General features: G+C 61.3%; 9 protein-coding genes. 4 read left to right on the top strand and 5 right to left on the bottom strand.

Annotated elements, in window-relative coordinates; genetic code table 11:
- Positions 1-119: 119 nt before the first annotated feature.
- Both BLV09_RS26475 and BLV09_RS26470 read right to left on the bottom strand, forming a co-directional pair.
- Complete coding sequence (locus tag BLV09_RS26475; protein WP_146689491.1) at positions 120-938, bottom strand: ABC transporter permease; 819 nt, start codon at positions 936-938, stop codon at positions 120-122.
- Positions 935-1729: an ABC transporter ATP-binding protein gene (locus BLV09_RS26470; RefSeq protein WP_146689489.1), complete on the bottom strand. Its 795-nt coding sequence runs from the start codon at positions 1727-1729 to the stop codon at positions 935-937. The genes BLV09_RS26475 and BLV09_RS26470 overlap by 4 nt, the downstream gene beginning before the upstream one ends.
- A 138-nt stretch (positions 1730-1867) precedes the next feature.
- Between BLV09_RS26470 and BLV09_RS26465 the strand changes: the two genes are divergently transcribed.
- A complete protein-coding gene (locus BLV09_RS26465) occupies positions 1868-3193 on the top strand; it encodes an ActS/PrrB/RegB family redox-sensitive histidine kinase (protein WP_146689487.1) in 1326 nt (441 codons plus the stop codon).
- Between the two features lie 108 nt (positions 3194-3301).
- On the top strand, positions 3302-3856 hold the full coding sequence (locus BLV09_RS26460) for an ActR/PrrA/RegA family redox response regulator transcription factor (protein ID WP_100385183.1): 555 nt from the start codon (positions 3302-3304) through the stop codon (positions 3854-3856).
- Positions 3857-4039: 183 nt separating this feature from the next.
- Here the strand turns inward: BLV09_RS26460 and BLV09_RS26455 are convergent, their stop codons facing one another.
- Positions 4040-4528 (bottom strand): MmcB family DNA repair protein, encoded by a 489-nt coding sequence (locus BLV09_RS26455; protein ID WP_146689486.1) that lies wholly within the window; start codon positions 4526-4528, stop codon positions 4040-4042.
- Positions 4529-4666: 138 nt separating this feature from the next.
- Here BLV09_RS26455 and BLV09_RS26450 point away from each other — a divergent pair, with 138 nt between their 5' ends.
- Complete coding sequence (locus BLV09_RS26450; protein ID WP_146689485.1) at positions 4667-6367, top strand: alpha-amylase family protein; 1701 nt, start codon at positions 4667-4669, stop codon at positions 6365-6367.
- Here the strand turns inward: BLV09_RS26450 and BLV09_RS26445 are convergent.
- On the bottom strand, positions 6355-7965 hold the full coding sequence (locus BLV09_RS26445; protein WP_146689483.1) for an alpha-amylase family glycosyl hydrolase: 1611 nt from the start codon (positions 7963-7965) through the stop codon (positions 6355-6357). The genes BLV09_RS26450 and BLV09_RS26445 overlap by 13 nt on opposite strands.
- Before the next feature lie 160 nt (positions 7966-8125).
- On the opposite strand from BLV09_RS26445, the gene BLV09_RS26440 reads away from it, so the two are divergent.
- Positions 8126-8803, top strand: coding sequence for an MBL fold metallo-hydrolase (locus tag BLV09_RS26440; RefSeq protein WP_146689482.1), 678 nt, complete (start codon positions 8126-8128; stop codon positions 8801-8803).
- Positions 8804-8844: 41 nt separating this feature from the next.
- On the opposite strand, the gene BLV09_RS26435 is transcribed toward BLV09_RS26440, so the two are convergent.
- Positions 8845-11670 (bottom strand): hybrid sensor histidine kinase/response regulator, encoded by a 2826-nt coding sequence (locus BLV09_RS26435; RefSeq protein ID WP_146689481.1) that lies wholly within the window; start codon positions 11668-11670, stop codon positions 8845-8847.
- Between the last annotated feature and the right edge of the window lie 150 nt (positions 11671-11820).

Here is an 11820-nt window from a genome sequence, read left to right as displayed (position 1 = left end):
ATGATATCCCTTTTGCATCGCAGCATAGTGCCGAATGCGTAATAATGCGTCAATGCACAGATCGGTAGATCTACGCGCTACACACACCGAAGGTCCCGGAAATCCACGAGAAAGTAACCCTATTCGCTACCCTGAAGCAGCGAGCCGTGCCGCTTGGCGCTGCGTAAAAGGGCAAGAAAGATCGCAAATGACGCCATAAGGAGCACGGCGTTGATGGCAAGCGCCATCATCATCAGGTCGGCTCGAAACACGTGATCGATCAGCAGCGAGCGCATTCCCTCGAACACGTAAGTCGGCGGCAGCGCCCAGGCGACGTATTGCAGCCAATGCGGCAACACCGTCACCGGGTAATAGATGCAGGCCAGCGGCATCACGCCGAACATCAGCGTCCAGACGATGCTCTCCGCGCCCAGGCCGTTACGCAGCACCAGCCCGGAGACAAAAATCCCGATCGACCAACTGGTAAAAATCAGGTTGCAGAAGAACGCGATCAACGGCAGCCCGATGCTGTAGAAATTGAAGTCGAAGAAAAACATCGCCAGCAGCGTCATCGGGATCACGCCGATGGCAAGCCGGATCAGGCTCATGATCATCAGCGAGATCAGGAATTCGATCGGCTTGAGCGGGCTCATCATCAGATTGCCGAGGTTGCGCGCCCACATCTCCTCGAGAAACGAGATCGAAAAGCCAAGCTGGCCGCGGAACAGGATGTCCCACAGGATCACGGCGCCGATCAACGAGCCGCCGGCGCGCGCGAAAAACCCCGACGTTTGCGAGATATAGGTTTGCAGAAATCCCCAAGTGATGATCTGCAATGCCGGCCAATAGATCAGCTCCAAGAGCCGCGGCCACGACGACATCAGGAGATACCAATAGCGCCGGACCATCGCACCGATGCGGTGCGGCGCGATCCCTCCGATGGTGACGGGCGCGCTCATGGCAAGCCCTCCTGGCCGCGGCCGCGCGCGACGTCGAGAAACACGTCCTCAAGCGTGGTGCGGTTGTAGCGGGCCATGATCCTTTCGGGGCTGTCGTCGTCCTCGATGCGGCCGCGTTTCATGATGATGACGCGATCGCATAACCGCTCCACCTCCAGCATGTTGTGCGAGGCCAGCAGGATCGTCGCGCCATGCGCCTTGCGATAGGTTTCGAGGTGCTGCCTGATCCAGTCGGCCGTATCGGGGTCGAGCGAGGCGGTCGGCTCGTCGAGCAGCAACAATTCGGGCTGATTGATCAGCGCTTTCGCCAGCGCCACGCGCGTCTTCTGTCCGGCGGAGAGCTTGCCGTTGGCGCGATCGAGAAAATCGCCGAGATCGAGATCGGCGGCCAGCTGCGCGATGCGTTCACGTAAATTAGCCACGGCATAGAGGCGGCCGAATATCGTGAGATTCTGCCGCACCGTAAGCCGCATCGGCATATCGACATAGGGGCTTTCGAAATTCATCCGGCCGAGCACCTCGGCGCTTTGCTCCGGCATCGAACAGCCCAAGACCTGGATACGCCCCGAAGTCGGCAGCACCAGCCCCATGATCATGGCAATCGTCGTGGTTTTTCCAGCCCCGTTGCCGCCGAGCAAGCCGGTGATGCTGCCCCCGGCAATGCGGAACGAGACATCATCGACCGCGCGGGTGGTCTTGTAGAGCTTGATGAGGTTGATGACCTCGATCGCCGCCGATCCTGACCGGCAGGCCGCGGGCAAATTGGGCGATATGGCGTCGTCACTCGTCATGCCGGCCGTTCATTGGGCTATCGCGGCGGCAAGCGCAAGACGTGAAAAGCTAAAGACGTGAAAAGCTAAAGACTTGAAAAGCTAAAGACTTGGAAGGGCTGATTTGTGATCGGAACAATGCACCGTTAGACTGCCGGCATGACCGACGTTGCCGCCTCCGATTTTCGCCACCCGCGCCGCTATGTCCGTCTGGATACAATATTGCGGCTGCGCTGGCTCGCCGTGCTGGGCCAGCTCGCGGCGATTTTCATTGTGGCGCAAGGGCTCGAATTCGACGTCGAGGTCGTCCCTTGCCTCGCCATCATCGGGCTGTCGGCCCTGTTCAACCTGTCGTTCCAGATCTTCTTCAACCCGATGCAGCGGCTGGAGCCGGCCTACGCAGCGGCACTGCTCGCCCTCAACATCATTGAGCTGGCCGGCCTGTTGTTTTTTACCGGCGGGCTGGAGAATCCGTTTTCGTTTCTGTTCCTCGCCCCCGTGCTGATTTCGTCGACGGTGCTGCCGTTCCGGCTGACCATCGTGCTCGGCGTTCTCGCCATCGTTTGCGCCTCATTGCTGGTCTTCTTCCATCTGCCGCTGCCATGGGACAGCGATGACCCGCTGGTGCTGCCACCTATCTATTTGTTCGGCGTCTGGCTCTCGATCGCGGTCGCGATCGGCGTCACCAGCCTTTATGCGTTCCAGGTTGCTGAAGAATCACGCCAACTCTCCGACGCCTTGGCCGCCACCGAACTGGTGCTGACGCGCGAGCAACATTTGACGCAGCTCGACGGTCTTGCCGCGGCTGCCGCCCACGAACTCGGAACGCCGCTTTCGACGATCTTCCTGATTTCGCGCGAGCTTGAACGGACTGTCCCGGACGACAGCCCATTTGCCGGCGACCTCAAGACCGTGCGCGAGCAGGCGCAGCGCTGCCGGGATATTCTGGGCAAGATCACCCAGCTATCGGCGACCGGCGCGCCGTTCGACCACATGCCATTGTCGACGCTGATCGAGGAAACGGTCGCACCGCATCGCGATTTCGACGTTGCGATCAAGGTACGGATTGCCGTGGCTGCAACATCCGAACCGGTCGGCACGCGCAATCCCGCCATTCTCTATGGTGTCGGCAACATCCTGGAAAACGCCGTCGACTTCGCGCGGACCACGGTGGAGGTGAACGCGTGGTGGAACAACGACAAGGTCGAGATCGTCATCTCCGATGATGGGCCTGGGATCGCGCCCGACATGCTGAAGCGGATTGGCGAGCCCTATCTGTCGCGGCGGCCAGGTCCGGACGAAGCCCAAAGCGAGCGAAGCGGGCTTGGTCTTGGGGTATTTATCGCCCGCACGCTGCTGGAGCGCACCGGCGCTAAAGTCTCCTTTACGAACCAGATTTTCCCGGACCATGGCGCGGTGGTCCAGATCACCTGGCCGCGCAGCCGCTTCGAGGCAGGTGAAATTGCGGCCGAATCCGCTTCTTAGAACGTTTCTTAAATCGTTAAGACCCGACGGGAGCGACTTTAGGTGGCCTTGGCAGCGCCCAAATGCCGAGCCATATGATGGGCTGTCCAACACAAGGATACCGAAACCGTGAACGCCATCGCCGAACTGACCGATCACGCCGACCGCTCGCTGTTGATCGTGGAGGACGACAAACCGTTCCTGGAGCGCCTGTCGCGCGCCATGGAAACACGCGGCTTCGCAGTAACCTCCTGCGACAGCGTATCCGACGGCCTGACGCAGATCGGCAAGGCGGCGCCGGCTTTTGCGGTGGTGGATTTACGGCTCGGCGACGGCAATGGTCTGGATGTGGTGTCGGCGCTGAAGCGCAAGCGCCCTGACGCGCGCGCGATCGTGCTGACCGGGTATGGCAACATCGCTACCGCCGTGACCGCGGTGAAGATGGGCGCGGTGGATTACCTTTCAAAGCCCGCCGACGCCGACGATGTCGTCGCGGCGCTGCTGGCAAGCGGCACCGAGAAATCCGAGCTGCCGCACAATCCGATGTCGGCCGATCGCGTGCGCTGGGAGCATATCCAGCGCATTTACGAGATGTGCAATCGCAACGTCTCCGAGACAGCGCGGCGGCTGAACATGCATCGCCGCACCCTGCAGCGCATCCTGGCCAAGCGAGCACCGCGCTGATTCTATCTTCGTAGGTTGACCAAATCTCCCGGCGACGGAAGTCGGCTCCCTCTCCCTTTGGGAGAGGGTTGGGGTGAGGGATTACGGTCTATCGTTAGGGCGTAACCCCTCACCCGGATCGCCAACCCGATCCGACCTCTCCCATAGGGAGAGGTGACACCGAGCGTGTGACGCAATCAAACTCTAAAACTCGACGGTGTGGCCTTGCGGATCGATCAGACGATTGATCCGCTGCGCCGCCGCCATCGCGAAGCGCACCGTCATCAGCTTGCGGGTCGGCGCCGGCAGGCGGTGCTCCGGCGCTTCGCAATGCATGTGCGCGCCATAGGCATCGGCGACGATCAGGCCGGTCTGCTCGGGGAAAATCTCGCACGGCAGATCCTGCGTGAACGCAAAGAACAGCCGGTCGCAATGCGCCCGATAATCCTGCCACTTCTGGTCGGCGCGCAAATCCTCAACCGATGATTTGATCTCGACAATCCAGATCTCGCCGCGTTCGTTCAGCGCCACCAGATCGGCGCGCCGTCCCGACGGCAGCGGCAATTCGCTGATGCAGGAAAATCCCAGCGACCGTAACAGCCGCGCGGTGCCGCGCGCGATCGCCAGCGCCGTCTCGGACTGGCGACCGTCCACCGGAGGCACGAGGCTGATCTGGCGCGCTTGCGATTCCATGGCAGCAACATAAAGCGCGATTGGCGAAGTGGGAACCGGTTTTGCCTTTCGACGCGCGGCCCGCGGAACCCCGGGGAACCCTCATCGCTTATCAGTTCGCCGCTCGATGCCGGAGGCGGACGGACGAGGACGCCCAGCATGATCGACGACCTCTGGTACAAGAATGGCGTCTTCTACTGCCTTTCCGTCGGCACCTATATGGACGCCAATGGCGACGGGATCGGCGATTTCAAGGGTTTGCTGCGGCGGCTGGACTATCTGCAAGGCCTCGGCGTCACGACGATCTGGCTGATGCCGTTCCAGCCCTCCCCGGGCAAGGACGACGGCTACGATATCTCCGACTATTACGGCGTCGATCCGCGATACGGCACGCTCGGCGACTTTGTCGAATTCGCCCATGGCTGCCGGCAACGCGGCATTCGCGTCATCATCGATCTCGTCGTCAACCATACATCGGACGCGCATGCCTGGTTTCGCGACGCGCGGAGTTCAAAGGATTCGCCGCATCGCAACTGGTATGTGTGGGCCGACAAGAAGCCCGCCAATGCCGACAAGGGCATGGTGTTTCCCGGCGTGCAAAAATCCACCTGGACGCGCGATAAGGAAGCCAACGCGTGGTATTTCCCTCGTTTCTATGATTTCCAGCCCGACCTCAACACGTCGAACCCGCGGGTGCAGGCCGAGATCCTCAAGATCATGGGCTTCTGGATTCAGCTCGGCGTATCCGGCTTTCGCATGGACGCGGTGCCGTTTGTGATTTCGACCAAAGGCGCGAAGGTCAGAAAGCCGGTCGAACAATACGACATGCTGCGGTCGTTCCGCGAATTCCTGCAATGGCGACAGGGCAACGCCATTATCCTCGCGGAGGCCAATGTGTTGCCCGAAACCGACATGGAATATTTCGGCGACGACGGCGACCGCATGCAGATGATGTTCAATTTCCACGTCAACCAGCATCTGTTCTATGCGATGGCGTCCGCCGACTCGCGTCCACTTGCCAAGGCGCTCAAGGCCACCAAGCCGCGCCCGGCTACCGCGCAATGGGGATTGTTCCTGCGCAATCACGACGAGCTCGATCTTGGCCGGCTCACCAAGGCTCAACGGGATGTCGTGTTCAAAAGCTTCGGTCCCGACAAAAACATGCAGCTCTACGGTCGAGGCATTCGGCGGCGGCTGGCGCCGATGCTGGGCGGCGACCGCCGGCGTCTCGAACTCGCCTACAGCCTGATGTGCACGCTTCCGGGAACGCCGGTGATCCGTTATGGCGACGAAATCGGCATGGGCGACAATCTCGATCTGCCGGAGCGCAACTGCGCCCGCACGCCGATGCAATGGTCGACCGAGCCGCATGCCGGTTTCACGGAAAGCGACAGACCGTGCGCGCCCGTCATCGACAGAGGCCCGTACGGATTTGAGCACGTCAACGTCGCCAAGCAGCGCCGTGATCCCAACTCGATGCTGAATTGGACCGAACGCATCATCCGCATGCGCAAGGAAGTCCCGGAGATCGGCTGGGGCGACTTCAACGTGATTACGTTGCGCGATCCCGCCATTCTGATTGTCCGCTACGACTGGCGCAACAATTCGGTCTTGTTCGTGCACAATCTGGACGAAAAGCCGCGGGAATTAGCCTTTGCTTCCGGCATTGGCGGTGAGACCTGGAAGCTTCTGGTCAACCTGTTGACGGAAGACCACAGCCGGGCCGACGCGCGCGGCAGGCACAACCTCATGCTCGAAGGCTATGGGTACCGCTGGTATCGCGTTGGAGGCCTCGACTATCTGCTCAAGCGCAGCGACATCGATACCGACGCGGCGGGTAACGCAGGTCATCCGGCCTGATCGGGCACGCTGACAACAACGCCTTCATTGCCGCGCAAGTCCAGCACCCCCTCGATGCTTTCGTCCTGCCGGTCGAGGAACGTGGACAGCAGAACCTTGCTATCGAAGCCGATCGAACTTGAGGTGACCGAAACCGGCTCGGCGCCGAGATTGAGCGCAATCACGACGGCTTGTCCCTCGCTCTGCCGCCGGTAGAGCAGGAGGTCACCCTGCGCCGCGATGGGGCTGTAATCGCCTGACGTCAGCGCCGGGGTTTGCTTCCTCAGCTTGATCAGCGCCTTGTAGAGGCTAAGGATGGACTGGGCGTCGGCATCGAGATTGACCACGTTCTCGTGCGAAAAATCGCTCGCCAGCGACAGCCATGGTGTCGATGTCGAAAAGCCGGCGTTAGGCGTCGCATCCCACTGCATCGGCGTGCGGCAGCCGTCGCGGCCAACGCCAATGCCCGGGACGTTCTTCTCAAAGGGATCGCGCACCTGATCGGGCGCAATCGCCACCTGATGCATGCCGATCTCGTCGCCATAATAAAGCGTCGGCGTTCCGCGCAGGGTCAACAGCAGCATCGCGGCAACACGCGCCTGCTCTGTGCCAACACGGCTCGCGACCCGCGGACGATCGTGATTGCCCAACACCCAGTTCGGCCACGCCCCCGGCGGCAGCGCGCCTTCATAATCCGCGATGATCTTTTCAATCGAGCGCGCGCTCCACAGCGTTGATATCAGCGCAAAATTGAACGGCATCTGCGCGCCCCGGAGATCGTTGCCGTAATAAGCGACCAGGCGTTCGAGCGGCAGATAAATCTCGCCGATCAGCACACGGGAGCCGAACTCTTCGGTGACGCGCCGCATCTCCGCCACCACCTCATGAACCTCGGGCTGATCGGTGGAGTAGCGCGTCAGTATCTTCTCATGCGGCGGCCGGCCGTCGCGATAATAGGGATTGGGCGGGTTGTCGCGGAATTCCGCGTCCTTGATCAGATGCCAGATCACATCGACCCGGAAGCCATCGACACCTTTGCGCAGCCAGAAGCGCATGACGTCGTAGATCGCCTCGCGCACCGCGGGATTGCGCCAGTTCAGATCGGGCTGCTGGGTCAGGAAGGCGTGATAATAATATTGGCCCGTCGGCGCGTCGTACGTCCAGGCACTGCCGCCGAATTCCGACAACCAATTGTTCGGCGGCCCGCCATCGGGGCCTGGGTCGCGCCAGATATACCAATCGCGCTTGGGATTATCACGCGAGTTCCGGCTTTCGACGAACCATGCATGCTGCTCGGAAGTGTGGTTCGGCACCAGGTCCAGGATCATCTTGAGGCCGCTTGAATGCACCGCATTCACGAGCGTGTCGAAATCTTCCATGGTGCCGAACAGCGGATCGATCCCGGTGTAATCCGAGATATCGTAGCCGAAATCGGCCATCGGGGATGGAAAGATCGGTGACAGCCAAACCGCATCGACACCCAGCGTGACCAGATAGGGCAGCCGGATAATGATGCCGGTGATATCCCCGACCCCGTCAGCATTGGAATCCTGAAATGAGCGCGGATAGACCTGATAAAAAATGCCGCTTTGCCACCAGGGTTCGCCGCTTTGATCCATCTCGCCAATCGTTCTTCTGAAGCCGCTCCGCGCGAGGTAACGCGGCAACCGCGTACCGGTTCAAATTGAACGGCGGGAAGATGACGGGGAGACGGCAGGGGGGCCGGATTTTCACCGTAATTTTGCTTGGCGGGGCACGAAAAATCGGCATTGTGCGGCCATGGCAAATGAAAACCAGACCCATGAAACCAGGGCGAAAGCCGGCGCGATCATCGTTCCCGTAACGCTGTTCGAGCAAAACTGCACCATTATCTGGTGCGAGGCCACCAAAAAGGCCGTCGTGATCGACCCCGGCGGCGATGTCCCTAAAATTCAGGCCGCGATCAAGCAGACCAATGTCAACGTCGAAAAGATCTGGCTCACCCACGGCCATATCGATCACGTCGGAGGCGCTGCCGAATTGCGCGACGCGCTGAAGGTGCCGATCGAGGGCCCGCATATCGACGACAAATCCCTGCTCGATAATGTGGTCTCGAGCGGCGCCCGTTTCGGCATGACCGGCGTGCGCAATTTCGCGCCGGATCGCTGGCTCAACGAGGGCGACAAGGTTTCGATTGGTGAGTTGACCTTCGACATCCTGCATTGTCCGGGCCATTCGCCGGGCAGCGTGGTGTTTTTCAGCAAGGAAATGCGCTTTGCCCATGTCGGCGACGTCTTGTTCAACGGCTCGGTCGGGCGCACTGATCTTCCCGGCGGCAGCCACGCCACGCTGATCAAGTCGATTACCGAAAAGCTGCTGCCGCTCGGCGACGATGTCGGCTTCATCTGCGGCCATGGCGCGGGCTCCAGCATCGGCCAGGAGCGCATGACCAATCCATTTCTCACCGGCGAGATGTAGCGCGGCGTGAGAAACCGGTTCTCACGGTTCCGGATCATGCGCTAGTTCGAGACCATCGCACGCACCCGTCGCGACAGATTATCGAGGTCGAACGGCTTGGTGATCATTTCCATGCCGGGCTGCAGAAATCCATCCGCCATCGCCACGCTCTCGGCATAACCGGTGATGAAAAGAATCTTCAGGCCGGGGCGCATCTCCCGCGCCTGATCGGCAAGCTGACGGCCGTTCATGCCGGGCAAGCCAACATCGGTAACCAGCAAATCGATCCGCGTATCGGCGCGCAGGATTTGCAATCCGGACGGTCCATCAACGGCCTCGAGGGTCCGGTAACCCTGCTCGTCGAGCATTTCCAGGATGACCCCGCGCACAATCGGCTCGTCTTCAACCACCAGCACCGTCTCACCGGTGGCGGCATGCGCGGCCGTTCCGGCAGCCGAGGCGTGCTCGGTTACGGCGTCGCTGCGATGACGCGGCAGATAGAGCCGGACTGAAGTCCCGCGGCCCAATTTGCTGTCGATCGTGGCATGGCCGTTGGATTGCCGCGCGAACCCATAGATCATCGAGAGCCCAAGTCCGGTGCCCTGCCCGATCGGCTTGGTGGTGAAAAACGGATCGAAGGCGCGCGCCGCCACCTCCGCGCTCATGCCGGTGCCGGTATCGGTAACCTCGATACAGACATAGTCGCCGGGCGAAAGCGCCGGCGTATCGGCGGTGACGCCGTCGATCCGCGCGTTCGCCGTGGAGATCGTGAGCTTGCCCCCATCCGGCATGGCGTCGCGCGCATTGATCGCGAGATTGAGCAGCGCGCTTTCCAGCTGATTGGGGTCGCAGAGCGTATTCCACAGACCATTCGACGCGACGACCGAAAGATCTATGGTCTCGCCGATCGTCCTGCGCAGCAGGTCCTCCAGCGACACCACGAGACGATTGGCGTCGACACTCTTCGGGATCAGCGGCTGTCGCCGCGCAAAGGCCAACAGCCGATGCGTCAGGGCGGCGGCACGGTTGGCCGAGGTCATCGCGGCCTCGATGTAGCGCGCGACATTGTCGGTTCGGCCCTGGTTCAGGCGGGTTTGCAGCAGATCCAGCGAGCCGACTATGCCCGTCAGCAGGTTGTTGAAGTCATGCGCGATGCCGCCGGTGAGTTGTCCCACCGCTTCCATTTTCTGGGATTGCAGCAACGCCTCTTCCGTGGCCTTCAACCGTTCGGCCGCGGCGTTCTCGGCCGTGATGTCGCGCGCAACCGCATAGATGTGGTCGCGATCTGCAACCCCGGTCCAGGACAACCAGCGATATGATCCGTCCTTGTGGCGAAAGCGGTTTTCGAACCGCACGGTGGTTTCGCTGGCGCCGAGCTTTTTGACCTGCGCGCGCGTCAGTCCGTTATCGTCGGGATGTTCCAGCCATTGCGACGTGCGATTGAGCAATTCGGCCTCGCTCCAGCCCAGCGTCCGCGTCCATGCGGGGTTGACCGTGCGCCAGACCCCGCTGCGATCGGCGACCAGCAGGAGATCCTGCGACACGTTCCAGATCCGGTCGCGCTCCCGGGTCTTTTCCTCGACGCGTTGCGCCAGCGTGGCGTTCAGCTCCGCCAACTCACCGGCGATCAGTTTCTGGTCATGCACATCGGTGTTGGTGCCGATCCAGCGGATAATCTTGCCCCGCTCGTCGCGGGCCGGCACCGCTCGCGCAAGAAACCAGCGGAACGCGCCATCGGCGCGGCGCAGGCGGAATTCAACTTCGTAGGCTTCACCGGTGCTGATCGCACTGGTCCATGCAGCGAGCGCGCCCGCGACATCGTCGGGGTGGACGATCTCGGTCCAGTTCTCGCCGCTAAGTTGGCTGACGCTCAAGCCGGCATATTCATATACACGCGGGTTAAACCAATTCAGCAATCCGTCGGGCGTAGCGGTCCAGACATGATGCGGCACGGCTTCGGCGAGTGTCCGAAACTCCGCTTCGCTCTGCCTTAGCGCCTGCTCGGCAAGGACTTGCTCGGTGACATCGGTATGCGCGCCGACCAGGCGCACGGCTCTTCCATCCGCATCGCGCTCGATCGTGGATCTGACCGAGATCCAGCGTATCTCGCCATCGATCGGGCGGATAATGCGATATTGCACTGTGTAGTCGCGAACCTTGCCTTCGACGGCGTCGCGGAATTTCCTCTCGGTGGCCTCACGGTCCTCGGGATGGATTCGCCGGACCCAGTCTTCGTGGGATTCATGGGCCGCATCCTGCGGCAGCCCGTGAATCAGCAGATATTCGGGCGACCGGCGGTTGCGGAAACCGGTCCTCAGATCGACTTCGAGGCCGCCGATGCGGCCGACTTGTTGCACGCGCGCGAGCTCGGCTTCACGTTCCCGCAGCGCGACGGCGGCCAGGTAATCCTTGGTGACATCGCGACAAACGACGAGCACCCCGCCAATGCCGTCGTCTTCGTCGATCGGGCTGAAGCCGTAGGTCCAGTAGACCTGCTCCAGCCTGCCGTGGCGCGTGACCGGGACGAGCTGGTTCTCATGCCAGGTCGCGCCGCCGCCGCTCATCACCTGTTCGATCTGTGGACCGATAATATTCCAGATCTCGGCCCAGCATTCCCGTCCACCCTGACCGAGTGCGCTCGGGTGACGCTCCGGGCCCATGGTCTGGCGATAGGCGTCGTTATAAAATTGAATGAGCTGCGGGCCCCACCAGATGAACATCGGGTGATTGGTGTTGAGCAACAGACGAACAGCCGTCCGCAGGCTTTGCGGCCAGACCTCGGGTCGGCCCAGCGTGGTTGCGGACCAATCATGCGCGCGCATCAACGCGCCCATCTCGCCGCCGCCGGCGAGAAAGTCCGCGGAACTCGATACGTTGATCTTCAACATCAGGGAGCGATCGGTGGCCAAATTCAGCCCAAATTAGCAGCCGGAACTTAACCGCCTGTCACAATCCCATCAAACGCGCGGCGCGCGATTTAGTTCAAATATATTTCCTCGGAGACGGAACAAAATGAGGCGCTTGCGCGCGTCGCGGCG

Source organism: Bradyrhizobium canariense (assembly GCF_900105125.1).
GTDB classification, from domain to species: Bacteria; Pseudomonadota; Alphaproteobacteria; order Rhizobiales; family Xanthobacteraceae; genus Bradyrhizobium; species Bradyrhizobium canariense_A.
The sequence above is the reverse complement of the archived record's forward strand: the minus strand, read 5'-3'. Positions and strand labels throughout refer to the sequence as shown.